20 protein-coding genes are annotated in these 20399 nt (G+C 69.5%); 6 read left to right on the top strand and 14 right to left on the bottom strand.

Translation table 11 applies throughout. The features are described from left to right. Nucleotide 1: 1 nt before the first annotated feature. The 8 genes from ACQPY4_RS02485 to ACQPY4_RS02450 all read right to left on the bottom strand — a co-directional run bounded on the left by ACQPY4_RS02485 (nucleotide 2) and on the right by ACQPY4_RS02450 (nucleotide 10147). Nucleotides 2-790, bottom strand: coding sequence for an MlaE family ABC transporter permease (locus ACQPY4_RS02485; protein ID WP_433331939.1), 789 nt, complete (start codon nucleotides 788-790; stop codon nucleotides 2-4). Between the two features lie 7 nt (nucleotides 791-797). Continuing rightward, entirely contained in the window at nucleotides 798-1334 is a 537-nt protein-coding gene (locus tag ACQPY4_RS02480) for a hypothetical protein (protein ID WP_433331937.1), read from the bottom strand. A 50-nt stretch (nucleotides 1335-1384) separates the two neighbouring features. After that, nucleotides 1385-2632, bottom strand: a complete 1248-nt coding sequence (locus tag ACQPY4_RS02475; protein WP_433331935.1) for a lipase family protein — start codon at nucleotides 2630-2632, stop codon at nucleotides 1385-1387. Between the two features lie 12 nt (nucleotides 2633-2644). Beyond that, nucleotides 2645-3937, bottom strand: coding sequence for a DUF6801 domain-containing protein (locus ACQPY4_RS02470; RefSeq protein ID WP_433331933.1), 1293 nt, complete (start codon nucleotides 3935-3937; stop codon nucleotides 2645-2647). Nucleotides 3938-4056: 119 nt separating this feature from the next. Continuing rightward, nucleotides 4057-5397, bottom strand: a complete 1341-nt coding sequence (locus tag ACQPY4_RS02465; protein ID WP_433331931.1) for a DUF6801 domain-containing protein — start codon at nucleotides 5395-5397, stop codon at nucleotides 4057-4059. A 535-nt stretch (nucleotides 5398-5932) separates the two neighbouring features. Beyond that, nucleotides 5933-6937, bottom strand: coding sequence for a cupin-like domain-containing protein (locus tag ACQPY4_RS02460; RefSeq protein WP_433331929.1), 1005 nt, complete (start codon nucleotides 6935-6937; stop codon nucleotides 5933-5935). A gap of 113 nt (nucleotides 6938-7050) precedes the next feature. Further along, on the bottom strand, nucleotides 7051-8427 hold the full coding sequence (locus ACQPY4_RS02455; RefSeq protein ID WP_433331927.1) for a DUF6801 domain-containing protein: 1377 nt from the start codon (nucleotides 8425-8427) through the stop codon (nucleotides 7051-7053). A 46-nt stretch (nucleotides 8428-8473) separates the two neighbouring features. After that, on the bottom strand, nucleotides 8474-10147 hold the full coding sequence (locus tag ACQPY4_RS02450) for a dolichyl-phosphate-mannose--protein mannosyltransferase (RefSeq protein WP_433331925.1): 1674 nt from the start codon (nucleotides 10145-10147) through the stop codon (nucleotides 8474-8476). A 348-nt stretch (nucleotides 10148-10495) separates the two neighbouring features. Here ACQPY4_RS02450 and ACQPY4_RS02445 point away from each other — a divergent pair, with 348 nt between their 5' ends. Beyond that, nucleotides 10496-11674 (top strand): hypothetical protein, encoded by a 1179-nt coding sequence (locus ACQPY4_RS02445; protein WP_433331923.1) that lies wholly within the window; start codon nucleotides 10496-10498, stop codon nucleotides 11672-11674. 10 nt (nucleotides 11675-11684) lie between these two features. After that, nucleotides 11685-12062, top strand: coding sequence for a hypothetical protein (locus ACQPY4_RS02440; RefSeq protein WP_433331921.1), 378 nt, complete (start codon nucleotides 11685-11687; stop codon nucleotides 12060-12062). Between the two features lie 330 nt (nucleotides 12063-12392). Here ACQPY4_RS02440 and ACQPY4_RS02435 read toward each other — a convergent pair whose 3' ends face one another. Then, nucleotides 12393-12860, bottom strand: coding sequence for a hypothetical protein (locus ACQPY4_RS02435; protein ID WP_433331919.1), 468 nt, complete (start codon nucleotides 12858-12860; stop codon nucleotides 12393-12395). Between ACQPY4_RS02435 and ACQPY4_RS02430 the strand changes: the two genes are divergently transcribed. After that, a complete protein-coding gene (locus ACQPY4_RS02430) occupies nucleotides 12835-13314 on the top strand; it encodes a hypothetical protein (RefSeq protein ID WP_433331917.1) in 480 nt (159 codons plus the stop codon). The genes ACQPY4_RS02435 and ACQPY4_RS02430 overlap by 26 nt on opposite strands. A 292-nt stretch (nucleotides 13315-13606) precedes the next feature. Continuing rightward, nucleotides 13607-14830 carry a helix-turn-helix domain-containing protein gene (locus ACQPY4_RS02425; protein WP_433331915.1) on the top strand — a complete coding sequence of 408 codons (1224 nt, stop codon included), beginning with the start codon at nucleotides 13607-13609 and terminating at the stop codon, nucleotides 14828-14830. A gap of 12 nt (nucleotides 14831-14842) precedes the next feature. On the opposite strand, the gene ACQPY4_RS02420 is transcribed toward ACQPY4_RS02425, so the two are convergent. Beyond that, nucleotides 14843-15412 (bottom strand): helix-turn-helix domain-containing protein, encoded by a 570-nt coding sequence (locus ACQPY4_RS02420; RefSeq protein ID WP_433331913.1) that lies wholly within the window; start codon nucleotides 15410-15412, stop codon nucleotides 14843-14845. Nucleotides 15413-15455: 43 nt separating this feature from the next. On the opposite strand from ACQPY4_RS02420, the gene ACQPY4_RS02415 reads away from it, so the two are divergent. Then, on the top strand, nucleotides 15456-16088 hold the full coding sequence (locus ACQPY4_RS02415) for an HAD-IA family hydrolase (RefSeq protein WP_433331911.1): 633 nt from the start codon (nucleotides 15456-15458) through the stop codon (nucleotides 16086-16088). A 16-nt stretch (nucleotides 16089-16104) separates the two neighbouring features. On the opposite strand, the gene ACQPY4_RS02410 is transcribed toward ACQPY4_RS02415, so the two are convergent. The 4 genes from ACQPY4_RS02410 to ACQPY4_RS02395 all read right to left on the bottom strand — a co-directional run bounded on the left by ACQPY4_RS02410 (nucleotide 16105) and on the right by ACQPY4_RS02395 (nucleotide 19657). After that, nucleotides 16105-17283: an FAD-dependent monooxygenase gene (locus ACQPY4_RS02410; RefSeq protein WP_433331909.1), complete on the bottom strand. Its 1179-nt coding sequence runs from the start codon at nucleotides 17281-17283 to the stop codon at nucleotides 16105-16107. Nucleotides 17284-17391: 108 nt separating this feature from the next. Beyond that, nucleotides 17392-18309, bottom strand: coding sequence for a hypothetical protein (locus ACQPY4_RS02405; protein ID WP_433331907.1), 918 nt, complete (start codon nucleotides 18307-18309; stop codon nucleotides 17392-17394). A 318-nt stretch (nucleotides 18310-18627) separates the two neighbouring features. Continuing rightward, entirely contained in the window at nucleotides 18628-18825 is a 198-nt protein-coding gene (locus ACQPY4_RS02400; RefSeq protein ID WP_433331905.1) for a DUF397 domain-containing protein, read from the bottom strand. Between the two features lie 4 nt (nucleotides 18826-18829). Then, nucleotides 18830-19657, bottom strand: coding sequence for a helix-turn-helix domain-containing protein (locus ACQPY4_RS02395; RefSeq protein WP_433331903.1), 828 nt, complete (start codon nucleotides 19655-19657; stop codon nucleotides 18830-18832). Between the two features lie 200 nt (nucleotides 19658-19857). On the opposite strand from ACQPY4_RS02395, the gene ACQPY4_RS02390 reads away from it, so the two are divergent. Further along, on the top strand, nucleotides 19858-20238 hold the full coding sequence (locus ACQPY4_RS02390) for an ATP-binding protein (protein ID WP_433331901.1): 381 nt from the start codon (nucleotides 19858-19860) through the stop codon (nucleotides 20236-20238). Nucleotides 20239-20399: the final 161 nt, after the last annotated feature.

Below are 20399 nucleotides of genomic sequence, written 5' to 3'. Positions count from 1 at the left end.
ATCAGCCCCCCTTCGGCGGGACGACCTGGAGGTAGATCCCGGTGATGACGAGATTGAGCATGAACAGGAGCAGGAAGGTGATGACGACCGACTGGTTCACGACGTCGCCGACGCCCTTGGGGCCGCCCCTGGGGTTCAGGCCTCGATAGGAGGCCACGACCCCGGCGATGAATCCGAACAGGATCGCCTTGAACTCCCCGACGTACAGGTCGGGGAGCTGCGCCAGGGCGGAGAAGCTCGCGACGTACGCGCCGGGCGTGCCGCCCTGCATCAGCACGTTGAAGAAGTAGCCGCCCGCGACGCCGACGACCGAGACCAGCCCGTTCAGCAGGAACGCGACGGCCACACAGGCCAGCACCCGGGGCACCACCAGGCGCTGGACGGGCGAGACGCCCAGCACCATCATGGCGTCCAGCTCTTCGCGGATGCTGCGGGCACCGATGTCGGCACAGATCGTCGAGCCCGCCACCCCGGACACCAGCAGCGCCACGATCATCGGACTGGCCTGCTGGATCACCACCAGCACGCTGGCGGCACCGGTGAACGACTGCGCACCGAACTGCTGGGTCAACGACCCGACCTGCAACGACGTCACGGCGCCGAACGGGATCGACACCAGGGCCGTCGGAAGAATCGTCACGCTGGCGATGAACCAGAACTGCTCGACGAACTCGCGGAACTGGAACGGGCGGCGGAACATCAGCCCGAACACGGTCACACCGAGTGCGAACAGCCGTCCAGCCTCGCGGAGCCCTCCTGCGCCGGGGAACGAGATCTGCGGGGTGGTCACTGGTAGGTCATCCCTTCGCCGTCTGGCAGGCCGGGGCCTTGGCGAAGGCGGCGTTCAGCGCGGGATCGGCACGCAGGTCGGCCTGCGGACCCTGGTAGCCGTTGTAGCTGCCGAACGCCTTCTTCATCTGGTCCATGGCGCCCTTGAGGGACTTGGCGTCGGTCACCTTGGCCTGCTCCAGCCGCCGCTTGGCCGTGGTGACGCCCGAGTGGGTGCTGGTCAGCCGGCCCATCGTCGTCCGGTAGAGGGCATCGCCGTTGGGCACGGGCGGCTTGCCCAGGCCGGCCAGGGCCATCTCCATCGTCCGCATCCGCTGGCCGATGCCTTCGAGCATGTTGACCAGGGACGCCTTGGACTTGGCCACGTTGGCGGGCTCGATCTGGGGCACCGGCAGCGCGCTGGTCTGCTTCAGCGCGCCGCAGGCCTTGCCCGCCCACACCACCTCGGGCGCTTCCTTCGCTTCCTTCGAATCGGAGCCGCACCCGGCTGCCGAGAAGGCGGCCACCGACGCCAGCGCGATTCCGACGATCAGACGTCGATCCATTGTTCACTCCTTCTCGGCAATTCCGGATGCAGTTCGGGCGGGCGCGGCTGTCAGCAGTTCGGCGTGGGCGCCTTTCCGTCGAGACGGTCGGCGATGAACGCCATGACGTCCTTGTTGCCGCGGTACACCAGCGTGATGTGGCTGATCTTGTCCCAGGTCTTCCAGGTCACCTGGACGCCGAGCTTGCAGTAGTTGTCCCGCAGCTCCCTGTCCTGGTCGAACGCCACGATCTCGTCGGCGGTCGAGTGGTACTGGAAGACCGGAACCTTGATCGGCTCGGCGCCGAGGGTGTTCTCGGCGACCCGGTCCAGCCACGCCTGCGTCCCGTACGGGCTCTCGGTCATGAAGTCCTGGACGGTCTTTCCGGCGTATCCCTGAAGCAGTTCCAGCGTGCAGTTCTTCCCGTTCATGTCGGCGACCATCTTCCGGCCTTCGTCATTGAGGAAGTCGCTCAGCTTGAGTTCGGGATAGGCGTTGTCCATTCCGATCATGGAATAGAGCAGGAAGCCGAACGGCTTGGCGCCCTCCAGGACCGCGCCGACCGCCGCCAGGTCGGACGGCACGCCGCCGCCGACGACACCGGTGAGCTTCAGCTCCGGCGCGTACTTGGGCTGCTTCTGCCCGGCCCACATCGCGGCCCCGCCACCCTGGGAGTAGCCGCGGAAGATGACCTTGGCCTCCTTGGACAGGCCCGTCTCGGTCAGCCGCTGCGCGGCCCGGACCGCGTCGATGAGCTGGTAGCCCATGCCGTTGACCATGTAGGCCGTCTTCGGGTTCTCGTGGTAGCCCTGGTAGTCGGTGCTCGCGACCGCGTACCCCTTGGCCAGCATCTCGTTGACCGTGGCCTGCTCGTAGAACGCGCCCTGGTCGATGAACTTGGAGGGCGCGCACCGGAACGCCGGGCCGCTGGTGCCGGGACCGAACCCGACGATCGGAGCCTTGGCCCGATCGACGTTCTTGGGCGAGAGGACGATCCCGGTCGCGGCGACCGGCTTGCCGAGCGAGTCCGTCGACAGGTACATGACCTGCCACGCGTCGGCCATGCCGCGCGCCGCGGGCGGGCCCGCCTTGGCGGGGCGGAACCGGATCACGTCGCCCGGCTGCCCCTGGGGCAGCGGCGAGGGCGGGGTGTAGAAGGCGTCACCGGCCGGGGGCTCGGCGGCGCTGGTCTTCGCGGGCGCCTGGGGCTTGGTGGGCGCGGCCGAGGCCGAACCCAGCGAGACGGTCAGGGCCACCGCGGCGGTCGCCGTCACCAGGAACGCTCTGCCCCGGGTCGCCCGGGAGAGGTCAGGCAGCATTTCCAGGCCCTCCTAGCTCTTGGTCTTCGGGGTGAGCGTGAGATCGATCGTGTTGCCCTTGCCCGCGGTGAACACGCTGAGAATCCCGGTCAGCGGACCGCAGTCCTTGATCGCGGAGAGCTCGTACTCGCCGGTGATCCTGCCGCCCGCGGTCGGGTCGAAGAACTCCCCGTCCTTGGACTTCAGCGTGATGTCCGACGGCTTCTCGGTCTGGCACTTGTCGCCGCCACCGATGGGGATCGCGCCGAACACGTTGAACGAGGACAGCTTGGTGATCACCTTGGAGTTGGTGGTCAGCTGGCCGTCCTTGTAGAGGCCGGTCGTCCTGCCCTCGTTGGCGAAGCCGATGTCCGCGGTCACCGGGAGGAACCCGAGGATCTGGAAGTTGCCCTTGGTCTTGTTCAGGGTCAGGTCGGCGACGACGTCACCGGTGTCCAGGTTCAGGTCCGCGCCCACGGTCCCCGACAGCGGAGCCTTCCCGTTGGGCGACTTCACGAAGGTCTCGCCCTTCAGGTTGAAGTCGAAGTGCTCGGTCCCGGCCGGAGTCGGCGTGGGAGTCGGGGTAGGCGTGGGGGTGGGAGTTGGCGTCGGGGTAGGCGTGGGGGTCGGCGTCGGCGTCGGCGTGGGGGTAGGCGTGGGGGTCGGCGTCGGTGTGGGGGTAGGCGTGGGAGTCGGGGTGGGGGTGTCCGTGATCTCGAACGTGGCCAGGACGTTGTTCTGGTCCGGGTCCTGGGTGCATTCGGATTCGAAGGTGCCCAGCCCCGTCTCGCCGCCGTCCTCCGCTCTCGGCGTGAGGGTCAGCAGCAGGTCCCCGACGGTGACCTTGGCCGGTCCGGCCTTGGTGAAGGTCAGGTCGGGCGACTTGCCCTGCCCCTTCACCGTGAACTCGCCGCCGCCGGGCGGCAGCGTCGTCTTCTCCAGGACGGAGTCGACCTCGACGCCGAGTCCGGAGGGCTCCTCGGGCACCAGGAGCGTCGCGTTCGCCAGCGCGTTGCCCTCAAGGGTCGCGCTGTAGACCGCGAGAAGGCCGTTGGTGGACGCGGCGCCGACGTTGGACAGCGAGGCGACCTCGAAGCCGGGCATCGTCTCGCCGACGGCGACGGTCTTGGGCACGTCGGTGTCGATACGCACCTTGACCGGCTGCGAACCGACCAGCGGGAACACGCAGTGGTAGTTGAGCGACAACGACACCGGATCCGCCGAGGCGGACCCCGCCTGGACGACGGCGGCTAGGCCGGACGCGGCCGTGATGGCGGCAAGGGCCAGGGCTCCCCTGGTCCTTCCTGATCTGTTCTCGATTCTCACTGCTACCTCTCGGAACTACCAGCTGATCGTCTGTGCGGGGGCCGGTGACGTGGGTGGGCCCCCGCCGCACCTGCGGTGCGGCGGGGGCCGCTTCCTACCGCTGGCTCACTACCCGTGCCTTACGGCTTGGGTGTGAGGTCCATGTCGATCGTGTTGCCTTCACCGGCGGTGAAGATGCTGAGGATGCCGGTGAGCGGACCGCAGTCCTTGATCGCGGACAGCGCGTACGTGCCCGTGATCTTGCCGCCCGCGGTCGGGTCGAAGAACTCCCCGTCCTTGGACTTCAGCGTGATGTCCGACGGCTTCTCGGTCTGGCACTTGTCGCCGCCACCGATGGGGATCGCACCGAACACGTTGAACGAGGACAGCTTGGTGATCACCTTGGAGTTGGTGGTCAGCTGGCCGTCGGCGTACTTGCCGGTGGTCTTCCCGTCGAAGGCGAAGCCGATGTCCGCGGTCACCGGGAGGAACCCGAGGATCGCGAAGCTGCCCTTGGTCTTGTTCAGGGTCAGGTCGGCGACGACGTCACCGGTGTCCAGGTTCAGGTCCGCGCCCACGGTCCCCGACAGCGGAGCCTTCCCGTTGGGCGACTTCACGAAGGTCTCGCCCTTCAGGTTGAAGTCGAAGTGCTCGGTCCCGCCGGGAGGGGTGGGGGTCGGGGTGGGAGTAGGCGTGGGCGTGGGGGTGGGGGTGGGGGTGGGGGTGGGGGTGGGGGTAGGCGTGGGGGTCGGCGTCGGCGTGGGAGTCGGCGTCGGCGTGGGAGTCGGCGTCGGGGTAGGCGTCGGCGTCGGGGTAGGCGTCGGCGTCGGCGTGGGAGTCGGCGTCGGCGTGGGGGTCGGCGTCGGCGTGGGGGTCGGCGTCGGCGTCGGCGTGGGAGTCGGCGTCGGCGTCGGGGTGGGGGTCGGGGTAGGCGTCGGAGTGTCGCCCGTGATGTCGAACTCCCACAGGGGCGTGTCCTGGCCCGCGTCCAGGGTGCAGGCGACGTCCCGGCCGCCCGGCCACACCGAGGTGCCGTCGGCCTTCTTCGGGTCGATCTTCTGGGTCAGACCAGTCAGGAAGATCTGGCCCTTGCCCTCCTGGCTGAAGGTCAACTGCGGGGCGTCACCCTCGGTGACGACGTCGAAGGGCTGGTCCTTGGCCGGAACGTTCGTCGGGGCGAACACCACGTCCACCGCGGCGGGAAGGCCGTTCGGCTCCTCGGGAACCTTGACGTTGAGGTCGGAGGTGGCCGTGCCCTCAAGCTTGGTCGCCTTGACCGAGATGAGGCCGTTGGTGACCTTCGGTCCCAGGTGCGCCGTCGCCTTGACGTGGATCGGCGGGGTCTCCTGGCCGACCGGGATCGTCTTGGGGATGTCGGTCTCGACGGTGATCGGGGTCGGCTGCTTGCCGATCAGCGGGTAGGTGCAGGTGAACTTGTAGTCCTTCTTCACCGGGTCCGCGCTGGCGGAAGTGGCGCCCATGACACCGAGAAGCGACACTCCGAGCCCGCCGATGGCGGCAATCGCCAGACCTCGCGCGGTGCTCTTCTTACGCTTGCTGTTGGCTTCCACTTTCTACCTTTCGTGTACGACTGGCCTAGTGCATCGGGTGGAGGCACTACTGGATCCGCGACCCCTCGAGACTGGGACTCACCTCCGGAAAGGGTCATCATCAACGTCTTCGAGGGCCTCGAATGACGCTTGCGCCGTCATTTCGAAACGCGGAGATCAGCAGGGAGGGCGGATCCTTTCCGTCAGCACGGCTGATCGGGCTGTGATCCAGATCTCGTACGTTTCGGATCTGTAAACTACCGGCGGGAAACATAGGTGTCTTCAGGCCCGGATGACAAAATCCCAGGCACGGACACTCACCCAGACCAAGAGTGAATTTCTACGCTGAGACAGCCATTGAAAGCGCTCTGTAGTTGTTTTGCCGAACGTTTTGACATCCGCACGGCGGGCCGGGTCGGCACTGGCGGTAATTTGTGCGACGCGATGAAATTCTCGGCCGGGCGGATCAGAGATGCTGGTAGGTGTTGTAGTTCTCGGCGAAATCGTTGTAGCGCAGGAAGTTGGTGAAGCTCATGGTCACCGTCGCCTCCAGGCCCTCGACGTAGTGCCACCATCCGATGGGAATGAAGAGCAGTTCGCCGGGGGCGAGCTCGCACTCCAGTACCTGGGCCTTCCGCATGGCCGGGAAACGGTCGTAGTCGACCGCGGACGCGTCCACCTCGGAATAACAGTGCAGAGTGTTGTACATATATGCGGTGTCGTGCATCGGCACCATCTTGACGTGCTTGCGCCCGATCACCTGAGCCATGAAATTGTTCGTGAGGTCATGGTGGTAGGGCGTCTTGGTACCGCCGGGGCCGAGCCAGAAGAAGCCCTTCTCGGCCGAGCCCGGGTCCAGGTACTCGCCGACCGTCTCGATGTCGTTCCACAGGACGTCCAGGGCCTCGCGGTTGCGGGAGGCGTTGTTGGCCGTCATGTAGAAGTCATTGGTGGTGCCGGCCTTCTCGACCATGTCGACGTAGTCGCCGAACTTCATGAGCCGCTTGTGCTTGGGCCCGTTGATCTCGTAGTTCTCGTCGGACTCGCGCCCGAACTGGACCTCGACCTCGCGGTCGCCGCAGCGTTCCCGCAGGTAGTCAAAGTTCCACTTGGTCAGGGCGGGCCAGGACTTGAGCATCCCGGTGATGATCACCGGTCGGTTCTGGAAGTAGTACTGCTCGAAGAACTCATCGCGCGAGGGCCGCTCGCGGCGCTCGATCACGTCGCCGCCCGCGCGCATCCGGCTGAGCCGCTGGTAGACGGTCAGGGTCCACTCGCGCTTGCGCAGCCGGTTGGCGATGCGCGATCCGCCCTGCACGTAGGGGCTGGCGAGCGCCCCCGCGACCTCGCGGGCGGCGTCCTCCTCGCTGAATTCGTCCTCGACCATCGCCGCGCGGATCACTTCCGGAGGATTGCCGAGAAGCAGGTTCTCGGCGATCCAGCGACGCCAGTCGTCGATCGGACGTTTCACGGCGTTCCTCCCTTTACGTTCGGGTCAGCCAGCGTCCCATGGGACGAATCTGCGCTTGAAGCACATAAATGCGCCTCCCGCTGGCTGCACTTGTCAGTTCTGTGACAAGCCGCTCATGGCTTGGGCGGCGGCTGGCGCTCGGGCTTGGGCAGAACAGGCGGGCAGTTGATGTCGTCATCGGGCATGCACGAGGCGCCGAGGCTGACCCGCAGGGTGTTCCCCGGCCCCGACACCGAGCGATTGAAGATCGGGTCGAGGTCCTCGCCCACACCGCACCCCTTGAAGGCGGGAATTTCCAGGACGCCTTCAAGGCGACCGGCCTCAAGGACGCTGGGCATCTCCCCGGTCAGCTTGATGTCGGCCGGGACCTTGCTCTGGCAGCGTTTCCCGACATTCAGCGGAGAACCGTTGACCGCGACATCGAAGAGGCGGATCGACATCTTCATGTGCGCGGTGACCTTCTGAATTCCCGACCCGTCGTCGAGGGCCACGAAGGTTCCGTAGTCTTTGCCCGGTCCCAGGGGCATCTGGGTCAGCTCCATCATCGATCTGGTCGGCATGAAGCCGAACGTCAGGAAATTCGCCTTCGACCGCAGCGGGCTGACGAACTTCAGCTGCACGTGCAGGTTGATGCCGTCCTCGGAGAACCGGTAGGCGATATTGGTCAGCGCCGGCTTCTCGAACTCCGGATCGTTGAGTATGGACGCGCCGTTGAGCTTCTTGACGTTGGAGAAGCCGCTCATGTAGGTGCAGCCATAATTGATCCACTCGCCCGGTGGACGGTACTTGCCGCACTCTGGGGGCGTCTTCGCCTGGGCGGGTGCGGCGGCCGGGCCGGGCTTGGGGGCGGCGGCGCCCGGCGGGGGCGCGGTGCCGTTGCCGCCGGTGACCGGGACGGTGGCCAGGGTGAGCGCCTGGCCCTTGGCGGGCGAGCAGGTGAGCTCGGCCTTCGCCGGTGCCGCAGCGTCCTTGGTGGTCTTCTGCTGGACGAGGGAGAGCGCGAGGTCGCCCGCGGCGAAGGTGAGGTCGCCCGCCGCGCCCGGCGCCACCGACGGGACGTCGCCGGACGCGGCCAGCTCCAGGTCGGCGCCTTCGGGCACCGGTGTCGCCGGGGTGGCGAGTCCGGACCACGGGATCGGGGTCGACCTTCCGTTCTGGGTCGCGGTCGTCGCGAGGCTGGCGGTGCCGACGACCGGCCCGCCCGCGAGCCCTTCGAGCTCGGCGACCGCGCCCTTGCCGAGCGTGACCGTCGTGGTGATCCGGCCGGGCTGGATCGGCTTGCCCACCGTCCCGGATTCGGGGAAGGCGCCCTTCACCCGGACGCCGACCTTCTGCGCCGCGCCCGAAGGCAGCTTGCAGGTGTAGGCGAGGGTGGCGTCGGCGTTCTCGGCGCTCGCCGATGATCCGCCCCCGGCCAGGGCTCCGGCCACGACCGCGCCGAGGCCGATCGCCGTGCCCTTGCCGAGCGCCCCACGGGCCCGGATCCTCATATTCGGTCACCTCTCGTCGAACTGCGAACTGCGGAACTCACGGCGTTCAGTCCCAGCTGGAGAACCACACGCGTGCTTCGCGTGCGGATTCGGAAAGGGGCTCGGCCGTGAGAAGCGGATGGAGGTAGAACAGGTTGACCGCGACGATTCCCAGAAAGGCGAGCCCCCCGATGAACACGGGGACGCGTTCGCCGGGCAGGACGGCGAGCAACCGTTCGAAGAGCAGCACCAGAGCCAGTACCGCGAAGGGCAGCATCAGCAGCGAATAGGTCGAATACATCGTCCGGTCGTCGAAGGCGGCCGGGAACCAGGGGAGCCACATCGCCAGGTAGCCGCCCACCACGGCGAAGGCGCGCCAGTCGCGGAAGGCGAAGGCGAAGACCGTGACGGCGAGCAGCGCGGCGATCGACGTCCACCAGAGCGTGGGGGTCCCGATCGCGGCGACCTGGCTGAAGCAGCGGGCCGCGTCGCAGCCGTCCTGGCCCCGCAGCGGTTCCGCGCGGTACATGACGGCGGGTTTCCCCAGGTAGGGCCACTCCCAGGGCCACGACTGCGCCGGGTTGGGAACCCTCAGCCCGGCGTGGAAGTCCAGGGTCATCGCGTGGTGGTGCCACAGCGAGCGGACGGGGTCCAGAAAGCCAGGCCACAGGTCGCTGGGGTGCTTGGCGGCCCAGTCGCGCTGGAACCCGTCCACGCTCCGGCCGAAGATCGCCTTCTGTGCGCCGGTGCCCGAGATGAACCAGCCCCACCAGGTCAGCACGTAGACGGTGGCGGCGACCGCCCAGACCTGGAGCAGCGACGGCAGGGCGTCCAGCTTCAGCATCGCGCGCCAGGGACGCTCGACCCCGGCCTCCTTGCGGGCGTTGCGGTCCCAGATCAGGGCCAGCAGCCAGAAGAACCCCAGCGCGTAGACGCCCGACCACTTCGTCCCGCAGGCCAGGCCGAAGCAGACCGCCGCGCCGATCCGCCAGCCGTGCCGCAGGAACGGCCCGGCCCCTGTAGCGGAGCGCAGCGGAGCGGAAGGGTCCGGGCGGGGGGCGTGGGGAGTCGTCCCCCCACCGGGATGCGGCCCGGTGGCGCCGGGCTCTTTCGGCGTGGTCAGGCGTGCGCGGGTTTTGTCACGGTCTACCAGCAGGCACGCGAATCCGGCGAGGATCCAGAACAGCAGGAAGATGTCGAGCATGGCGGTCCTGCTGGAGACCAGCCAGGTGCCGTCCAGCGCCATCAGCAGGCCGGCCGCGCAGCCCAGCGCCGTCGAGCCGGTCAGCCTGCGTCCCACCCGGGCCAGGATCAGCACCGACAGGACGCCGGCCAGCACGGCCGCGGAGCGGTAGCCGAACGGGTCGGAGCCGAAGACCGCGATGCCCAGCGCGATGAACCACTTGCCCGCGGGCGGGTGGGCGGCCCACTCGCCCCCGGGGGCCAGGCCGGTCTCGGGAGAGCCCGCGAGGAAGCGCGCGTTCGCGGGGTTGCCGTCCCTGTTGGCGTTCCAGTTGTGCTCCACGCCGTAGTGCAGGAGCGACCAGCCGTCCTTGGCGTAGTAGGTCTCGTCCCACACGAGCGCGTTGGGCGCGTCGAGGCGGTGGAAGGCCAGGACTCCGGCGATGACCGCGACCAGGACCGGTCCGATCCAGGCCCAGGGCAGCGCGCCGATCCCGGCGCGGGCCTGGGGGGCCTCCGCGCGGGAACCGGGATCCTCGACCGCCACCGCGGTGCCCAACTGCGCTCCTCTTCCGGCGACTGCGTCCGCCTGACCTTGCGGCTCTGGTGTCATGGACCGTAATGAGTCGGAAACGTCGGGGTAAATCGCATGTGGGACAAAGAAGACAGCCGACTTGCTCAGTTGACTGAGTGGAAGTGAGACGCCGATCACGTCGCCGGAAAAACTTGTTTCCAGCCCTCAAATTTTTCGGGACCTCAGAATTTTTCTGTTGCGCTCCGAGCGCTTCCGGACCCGGTTGATAGCTCGGCTTCGCCCGACGCGCAGATTCTGACTATTTAGCCCGGGGCCTCTCGCCAAAAGATGGACGACCGGACAGTCCACGTCCGTGCGCCGAAGGTGAGAGGTATGACCGAGGCCGACCTGGCGATCGACAAGGTCACCGAGCCGCGAGCGCGGCCCGGACGGGAGACGCGCGCGGCGACCGGCCGTGCGGCCTCGTTCGGCGACGCGTTCCGGGCCGCCCTGCCCGCATGGGTACTCACCCGGGTGGTGACGGTCCTGGCCGTGTGGGCCGTCGGCCCGCGCGACTGGGCGCTCCCCACCGGCGAGCGGATCGACAAGTACGGGTGGTTCTTCGCCTGGGACGGCGCCTGGTACCGGCAGATCGCCGAGTACGGGCACGACGCGACCGGCACGCAGGGCGTCCGGTTCTTCCCGCTGCTCCCGCTCACCGACCGGGTCCTGGCGGACGCGACCGGCCTTCCGGTGCCGGTCGTGCAGGCCGTGGTCACCAGCGCCTGCGCCCTCGGGCTCGGGATGGCGCTGTACGCCCTGGTGGTGCGCGAGACCGGGAACCGGACGATCGCCCGCCGCGCCGCCTGGCTGGTGCAGCTCATCCCCGGCGCCTATGTCCTCACGCTCGGGTACACCGAGGCGCCCGCCGGTCTCCTCGGGGTGCTGTTCTTCCTCGCGCTGCGGACGTCCCGCTTCTCGCTCGCGATCGTGCCCGGCTTCCTCAGCGGCCTGGCCCGTCCGACCGGTGTGCTGTTCGTGCTGCCCGGTCTGGTCGAGGCGTGGCGGGCGCTGCGCTCGGGCGCGGGCCCCCGCAAGGTGACGGCCTCGCTGGTCGCGGCGGCCTCCCCGGCGCTGGGCCTGGGCTCCTACCTGCTCTGGACGAAGTACACCTACGGGAACCTGATGCTGCCGTTCGAGGTGGCGCAGCGTCCCGAGCTGCGCGGCGGCGTCCTCAACAACCCGCTGCCGTACCTGTTCAAGACGATGCCGATCGGGTTCGACTGGCAGTTCCAGCTGATCGTCATCGTGGCCGCACTGGTCATGACCTGGATCGTGATCCGGCGCCTGCCCGCGTCCTACACGGTCTGGACGCTGGCCGGAGTGGGGACGGCGCTCACCTCCCAGTACCTGTGGTCGGCGCCGCGCTACCTCGGCCAGGTCTTCCCGCTCGCGATCGCCGCCGCGATGGTCACCGTCGACTGGCGCCGTTTCGCGTGGGTGGTCGGCGCCTGCCTGCCGCTCTTCTACTACCTGCTCTACCTCTCCTTCACCGGAAAGATCGCACCTTGAAAGGACTCAGGTGAACCACCATCTCCGCCGCCCCTTGCTGGCGGCACCGGCGCTCGTCCTGGCCCTCTCGCTCACCGCCTGCGGCGGGGACGACGACAAGGCGTCGCCGACGCCCAGCGCGGCGTCCTCGTCTCCGGGACTCCCGGTTCCCACGGCCCAGCCGTCGGCGCAGCCGAAGGCGGCCCAGAACGCGCCGCAGCGTCCCAAGGACCCGGCGGTGGCGCCCAAGAAGGTCGTGACGGCCTTCGCCAAGTGCATGCGCAAGAACGGCGTCAACGTGCCGAACGACATGAAGTCCTGGACGCCCTCCGCCGAGGAGAGCACCCCCAAGACCCAGAAGGCCGTCATGGCCTGCATGCATCTGCTCACCGCCAAGCAGGGCGGCTGAGGGCCCGCACGGGGCGACCGACGACAGTGGAGGTGTAGGGCTCGTGGCATACCGATCGTCAAAAAAGCCGCTCCTGGTGGGACTCGGCGCGGCGGCGATCCTCGCCGGAGGAGGTGCGGCGTCCGCCGCGATAGCGGCCGACCCGACGCCGAGCCCGTCTCCCACCCCCACGCCGACCCCAACCCCGACACCGACGCCCACCCCCACGCCTACTCCCACCCCGACACCGACTCCTACGCCCACGCCGACCCCCACTCCCACCCCGACGCCCACGCCTACGCCGACCCCCACGCCGACGCCGGTGCCCCGGCCCACGCCGAAGGCCGCGCTCTACCTCGGCCTGACGGCGTCCAGCACGACGGCCAGGCCGGGCGAGTCGATCACCGTCACGGCGTCGGTCCGCTCGGGGACGGCCTCGGTCCGCTCGGCGAGCCTGGGGCTGTCGGCCTCGAAGCTGACGGTGACCCCGTCGTCGTCTTCGCTGGGCACCGTGACCTCGGGGGGCGAGTACGTCTCGGCGACCGTGAGGATTCCCAGTGACGCGTCCCCGGGGACGACCACTCTCACGGCCAAGGCGTCGGCCCCGAAGGCCGCCGACGACTCCGCCTCGGTCTCGATCACGATCGCCAGCGGCTCGTCGTCCGGCTCGCCGCCCCCGGGAACCACGCCGGGCCCGGACGGGAACGCCCCGCTGCCCAACAGCAGCGTGCAACTGCCGACCTCCGGGGCACAGGCGCCCCAGGTGGCGCTGCCGCCGATCTCACCGCCCCAGGTGGCGCCCGGCACCTTCCAGCCCATCCCGACCGCCGCGCTGCGCAGCGGCAAGAGCGCCTCGGACAAGCCGCTCGACCTGGAGAACCTGGTGCCGATCCAGGCCGGGGCCCTGGCGGCGTTGTTCTCCGGGCAGCTTCTCCTGCTGCTCAGGCTCCGCCTGGTGAGGCGGCGTCGCCGCGCCGCGGCCCTCGCCGCCCAGGCCGCGGACAAGGCCCCGTCCCTGGTCAAGGCCCCGCGCCCCGCTCCGGCCAAGGCCCCGCGCCCGGCTCCGGCCAGGGCTCCCCGCCGGGCTTCGGCCAAGGCTCCGGCCGCGCTTCCGGTTCCGGCGGCGGCTCCCGTGCCCGTCGCGGAACCCGAGCCCGCACCCGCGCCGCCCGCTCCCCCGGCCGAGGACGTCATCCTGCACCGTCCGGCGACCGCTCCGCCCGTCCGGCTCAGCTGGCTCCCCCCGCGCGCCGACGGAATCGCCCAGTTCTGAGCCCCCCGACCGGCCCCCGCACGCATACGCGTGACGGGGGCCGGTTTCTTTGTCAACGGTTGAGCGTAATCGGGCCCTGTTCGTTCGTTTTCGCTAAAGAGGGGCGCGTCCGCGTCCGCGTACCGTCGGGGTGTCCTCGATCACGGACGGACGGCGCGCGGGGGTCCCCGCTCGGCGCACGCCGCCGCGTCCGTGATCTCGCGCTACCGCTCTCCGTCCCGGCAGGCCGCGACGGGCGCCCCCGCCCGCACGGCAAGGGCCGGAACGTCGGAGCCGGTGACGGAGGTGTCCGATGACCCGAACGCTCGACCGTGAAGACGACCTCGAACCCGCCGCCCCGCTCCCGCCCCGGCTCGCCCGGTTGATGCGGCCCGAGCTGCCCGGGCTGGCCGAAGAGATCGTCACCGAGATCCGCCGGGGCATCCCCGAATACGCGCGGCCCATCGACGGCCCGTACGGGCAGGTCCTGCGGCTCAGCGTCGAGCAGAACCTGGCCTCGTTCGTCGACCGCATCGAGATCGCCCCCGGGGCGCCGACCGTCCAGGAGGGTTGCGCGACCACGGCGCGCAAGCTCGGCCAGTACGAGGCGCACGAGGGCCGCAGCATGGACCTCCTCCAGGCCGCCTACCGCATCGGGGGCCAGGTCGCCTGGCGGCGCATCATGCGGGTGGCGCCGAAATACGACATCTCCTCGGTGCTCATGTCGCGCCTGGCCGACGCGGTGTTCGTCTACCTGGACGAGCTGGCCGCCCACTCCCTGGACGGCTACCAGCGCGCCAAGGCCAACCCGATCGCTCCGCTGGACGAGAAGCACCGCAAGGTCCTGCGCAAGCTGCTGGAGGGCCCGGCGTCCGGCCAGGAGACGCGCGAGCTGGCCGACGACGCCGGGTGGACGATCCCCGCCGAGGTCACGCTGGTCGCCATGGAGCCGGACTGCCGCTGCGTCTGGACGGCGCTCGACGAGGACGTCCTGGCCGAGCTCGAAGGGGCCGAGCCGCACCTGCTGATCCCCGGCCCGTTCACCACCGCCCGGCGCGAGATGCTGGAGCGGGCCGTCCCGGGACGCCGCGTGGCGGTCGGGCTGACCGTCGCCGCCGCGCAGGCCGCCGACTCGCTGCGCTGGGCCCGCCAGGCGCTCGGTCTGGTGCGGGAGGGCGTGCTGCCCGGGGACGCGGTGACGCTCTGCGAGCAGAACATGGTCACGCTGTGGCTGCTGTCGGATCCGGCTCTGGTCGAGCAGCTCACCCGCCGCCAGCTGTCGATCCTGGACACCATGACCCCCGGCCAGCAGGACCGGCTGACCGAGACGCTGCGCACCTGGCTGGTGACCCGGGGCACCACGACCGAGATCGCCGAGCGGCTGCATCTGCACCCGCAGACCGTCCGGTACCGGATGCGCAAGATCGAGCAGACCTTCGGCAAGCGGCTGGACGACCCCGAGGCGCGCTTCGGGATAGAGGTCGTCCTGCGCGCGATGTCGCTCTGGGCGCGCCGTCCCGCCGACGGCACCCGCTAGTAGCGGGGGTCGCTAATAGCGAGGGTCGCGCGCTCCCAGGTAGAGCACCACCACGGTGTAGACGGCGGGTTCCTCGCCAAGGCCGCTGTAGCGGTGCGGCCGGTCTCCCCGCAGGGCGAGCCCGTCACGCGCCTCGACGGTGAACGACGCGCCGCCGACGTCCACCTGGAGGGTGCCCGCGCTGACGTGGACGAGCTCGCGCGTCCCCAGCGGATGCCCGACGGCGTCCTCGATCGGGTGCCCCGGCCAAAGCGTGTGCTCCCACAGCTCGTGGCGTCCGTCCGCGAACAGCAGCGCGGCCACGCTGCGCCCGTGCCGGGTGACCTTCGCCTCCGCCCTCGGGGCGGGCGAGCCGACCTCGTCCGGCATCGCGACCAGCTCGCTGATCGGCAACCCCAGGGCCGCGCACAGCTTGGCCAGCGTCGCCACGCTCGGATGGCTGCGCGCCGACTCGATCTGGTGGATCATCCCCCGGCTCACGCCGCTGGCGGCGGCCAGATCGTCCAGGCGCCATCCCCGCTGCGCGCGCGCCGCCCGCAGATTGGCGGCCAGCGTCCGCCCGACCTCTTCGACCACGTCCATGATACCAATATACCGCTATTGACATCTACAATAATGTGACTGCATGACCTACCGCGCACTGCTCTTCGACCTCGACGGGGTTCTGGTCGACTCGCTGGGCCTGATCGAACGCATCCTGCGCGAATGGGCCGCCGAGCACGGCCTGGACGCCGACCACGCCGTCGCGCTCGCCCCGGGCCGCCGCGACATCGACCTGATCCGCCTGCTCGCCCCCCACCTGGACGCCGAGGCCGAGACCGCGCGCATCGTCGCCCGTGAGGAAAGCGACGTCGCCGGGCTGCGCGCGCTCCCCGGCGCCGCCGAGACCCTGGACGCCCTGTCCCCCGCGTCCTGGGCCATCGTCACCTCCGGCACGAGGGCCGTGGCCACCGCCCGCCTCGAGGCCGCCGGGCTTCCCCTGCCCAAGTTCCTGGTGGCCGCCGAGGACGTCCCCACCGGCAAACCCGACCCCTCCGGTTACCTCAAGGCCGCGGCCCTCCTGGGCCGGCCCCCGGAAGCCTGCCTCGTCGTCGAGGACGCCCCGGCCGGAGCCCAAGCCGCCCGGGCGGCCGGAATGGACTGCCTGGGCGTCGGCCCGGCCCTCACCACCCAGAGCTCTCCGGCCATCGCCACCGCCCCCGACCTCGCGCATGCTCCCCTGGTCATCACCCCGACCTCCATCACCCTCGACCTCTGATCCCGGGGGGCGACGATCAGTAGTCCCGGACGTCGAACGACCCGACCACCTCGGCGAAGTCGGGAACACCCTCGTCCACTAGAGCCTCGCCCGCCCCCGAATCGCCCAGGTCCTCGGCGTGGGCGGCCTCCACGCGCTTCTTGTTGTCGAGCGCGAGCTGCTGGTTGGCGGCGACATAGTCGCGCAGTTCCCTCTCGTACGCCGCGAAGGCGGCGACATGGTCGCCCGCCGCGGCCTTCAGCTCGCCCGCCAGCACGTACGCGCCGACCATGGCCATGCTCGTGCCCTGGCCCGACAGCGGCGAGCCGCAGTACCCGGCGTCGCCCAGCAGCGCGACCCGGCCGTTCGACCAGGTGTCCATGTGGATCTGGGCCATCGCGTCGAAGTGGAAGTCGGGCGCGTCGTGCATGAGCTCCAGCAGCCGCGGGAACTCCCAGCCGACCCCCTCGTACGCGCGGGCGAGGACGCGCTTCTGCTCGTCCAGGTCGCGGTGGTCGAACACCACCGGCGCGTCGCTCTGGAAGCCGAGGTAGGCGCGGGCCTCGGTGTTGCCGCGCACGCTCATGACGCCGCCGCCCCACCGTCCGCCCGGGACCTGGCAGAACACCTGCCAGCGGTCCAGCTCCAGGAAGTTGGGCGTGGTGAAGACCGCCAGGTAGGTGCCGAGGTTCTTGAGGAAGTCGGCCTCGGGCCCGAAGGCCAGCCGGCGGGTGTTGGAGTGCAGGCCGTCGGCGCCGACCACCAGGTCGAACTCCCCGGTGCCGCCGGACGCGAAGGTGACGCGGACGCCGCGCGCGTCCTGGTCGAGCGCGGCGATCGAGTCGCCGAAGAGGTACTCGACGCCGTCCCCGGCCGCCTCGATGATGACGCGCGCCAGGTCGTCGCGGAGGATCTCGACGTCGGGGCTGTCCAGATCGCCGCCGGTGATCGTGCGCTCGGTGCTGCTGAACACCTCGTTGCCGTCGAGGTCGACCATGGTCATGCCGCGCATGCCGGTGGCGTTGGCGCGCAGGGCGGGAAGGACACCCATGCGGTCGGCCACGTCCAGGGCGGGTCCGCGCACATCGATCGCCTGGCCGCCGCCCCGCAACCCCGGCGCCAGCTCGACGACCGTGACCTCGAAGCCGTACCGCACGAGCCAGTACGCCAGGGCGGGGCCGCCGATGCTGGCACCCGAGATAAGAATCTTTTTCATTACCGCCTCCGGGTCGTATTCCGCGGGCTTGTCCCGCATGACCCAAAGGTGGCCGGAGGCGCTGACCGTCCGCGCACCGGCGGCTGACGGCCGCGGTGCGCGATCGGTTCATTTCATGATCGGTGTGCGCATCCGGTAATGCGGGACGCGCATCGTGCGTTCGTGGCGCGGGAACGTCATCAGCGCCACCACGGCGAGCCCGACACCGGCCACCCGGAGACCGAACAGCGCCGGGTCCTGTGGCCACGGGTCCCCGTAAAGCAGGGAGGCCGACAGCAGCAGATGCACCTTGGCGGTGAGGGTGACGACCGTGACCAGGACGCTGAGGCGGCAGCGCTGGAGCCCGATCGAGGTCAGGCCGAGCCCGAGCGGCCCGGCGATCAGGAACACATAGGGATAGGGCGACAGGTGCACGTCGAACCGGTGCTCGTCGAGCATCCGCGCCATGCCCAGGCCGAACACCTCCGCGGTGCCCAGCAGGACGCCCGCGCCGACGCCGTAGGCGATGCCGGTGAGCGGGATCGCGTGGCGGCCCTCGTCCAGGCGGTCGCGGACGCTGAACATGTACAGCGGGATGAGCAGCGACGGGACGACCACGACCGCGATCTCCCAGAGCGGCTCGCCGCCGACGACGTAGCTCGCGCCCGCCCCTTCGGGTTCCGGGCCGATCGACAGGGCGATCGCGATCATCGCCGCGATGGTGATGAACGCGGCCAGCCATTCGCGGGACGTCGGGCGCTCGTCGAAGCCGCGGCGGGCCACCACCAGCAGCAGCCCGAGGCTGATCCCGTAAGCGGGCAGGGCGGTGGCGGGCGGCAGGTCGAGCATCGCCATGCCCGACAACGCGAAGCCCGAGGTCAGCAGCACGCAGCCCGCGACCCAACGCGGGTTCGTCACCAGCAGCCGGGTGACCTGGAAGGGGTGGCGGCCGGTCATCGGCTGGATCCGGGCGGTCGCGGTCTTGAACAGGACGAAGGAGATGATGTAAATGACCTGCGCGGCGCAAGCGAGGGCGATCGCTTCCATGGCGCACCTCCGAGGGTGGGCTCACCAGGAGCCAGAGGTGGCGACCGGCGGCTCCCTTACGCCGCCCGTCTGCACATCTTCGAATGCTCGCACAGGAGAACGTTCGACGAATCTGGCCGGACGACGGAAAAACGCGCGGCCATGTGTGTTCAAGTGAGCCAGGACACAACCGTCACGCCACGTAAAGGGACGGCAATGTTTACTATTTGCGGGATATGTAGGTAACCGGTTGAGTTGTACCATGTAAGCGCCACTAGATCGAAGTCCCCCGGCGACTGAACCTCGCCGGGGGACTTCATATTCAACGCGGGAGACCCCTCAGATGCGGCCGCCCTTCACCTCGTCGGTGAACCTGCGCCAGACCTCCGACCCGAACACCAGCGCCGGGCCCGCCGGGTCCTTGGAGTCCCGGACGGCCACGACTCCGGTGAGGTTGCGGGCCACCTCGACGCAGTCCTGGCCGCCGCCGCTGCGGCTGGACTTCGCCCAGGTGGCCTGCAAGAGATCCTCTGCCACTAGATCACTCCTTACTCAGCTCGGCGAACATGGCCGCCGATTCCTCCACTGAAAGAGCAGCGCCTCTAAGGCGCTCCCACTCCAACCTAAGCCGATTGACCTGCTCCGCGGACTCCGGATACACATCTCCGGCCGCCGATTCGATGTAGACGACGTCGGGATCGTCGTCGTTCTCGAAACAAAGAATGACGAATCGGCCGTCCAGGCCCGCCTGGGCGCCGGCGGAGAACGGAAGGATCTGGAGGTCGATATTGGGGCGCTGGGCCGCGGACCAGAGTTCGACGAGCTGGTTGCGCATCACCTCGGGGCCGCCGATCTCCCGCCGGACGACGGCCTCGTCGAGAACGGCGTGGAAACGGGGCGCGTTGCTGGGGCGGTTGAGCAGCGGACGGCGCGCCATCCGCGCCTGGACGCGCTTGTGCACCTCGTCGGGACCGTCGGTGCGCGCGGCGGAGATCACGGCGCGGGCGTACTCCTCGGTCTGGAGCAGCCCCGGCACGATCTGCGGCTGCCACGACAGGATCTGGGCGCACTCGTCCTCCAGGCCCACGAACGTGCCGTCGAAGACATCGCCGAACGCCGTCCACCAGTTGCGCCTGCGGGCGTCCTTGGCGAGCTGCACCAGCGCGTCGCGCTTGGGCCCGGCGCATCCGTACAGGGCCAGCAGCCCCTCGACATCGCCGATCTTGGGTTTCGTACGCGCCGTCTCGATGCGGCTGATCTTCGAGCGGTCCCAGCCGAGCTCCTGCGCGACGGCGTCCGGCCTGAGGCCGACACGCTCACGAAGCTGGCGAAGCTCGCGCGCCAGACGACGATGTCTCACGGTTGCCATGACGGTAAGTGTTCCAATGCTACGTTCAGGTGACCGTGGCCACAAACGGACAAGATCGCAATGCACAGTGCATTGATCGATCACTCATTGCAGGGGAATGATTGCGATGCGCTTCCGATCTCTCAGAGTGGTGATCCCGTGACGCTCGGCATGCAAGACACCGTCTCATCCACCCGCCGTGATCCGCAGCCGGTCAGGGCATGACCGCCGCGATGGAGCGGCTGGGCGCCCACCTGGACATCGACCGGGGACGCGCGGAGGGCCAGGCCGCACGCAAGGAGATCAGGGAACGCGCCGCCAAGGTCATCGCCGACCCCGGCACCGTCGACGACGTCGAACTGATGGCGGCGGAGGCCATCGCGAACGCCGTCCTGCACGGCACGGGAACGATCCGCGTCACCATCTGCACCGACGGCGTCCGCCTCCGCGTCGAGGTCCGCGACCAGGGCCCCCGCGACCTCGACGTCCACGGCCGCAACCGCATCGACCACGGCCGCGGCCTCGCCGTCATCGACGCCCTGGCCACCGAATGGGGCCTGGACCGCTCCGAATCCGAAACCCACCTCTGGTTTGTGGTCTGAATTTACCTGGGGGTCCCAACCCCCAGACCCCCAGGCGCGCCCACGGCGCGTCCTCACTCGCTGGCGCTCGCTCCGGGCGCGCCACGGACGCGTCGAGGGCTGCCGCCCTCAAACTCCCGCCCAGGGGGCTCCGCCCCCTGGACCCCTTTGGGGCTACGCCC

It is taken from the genome of Spirillospora sp. CA-294931 (assembly GCF_050946795.1).
Taxonomy (GTDB): Bacteria; Actinomycetota; Actinomycetes; order Streptosporangiales; family Streptosporangiaceae; genus Spirillospora.
This window is presented reverse-complemented; position numbering and strand designations above follow the sequence as displayed.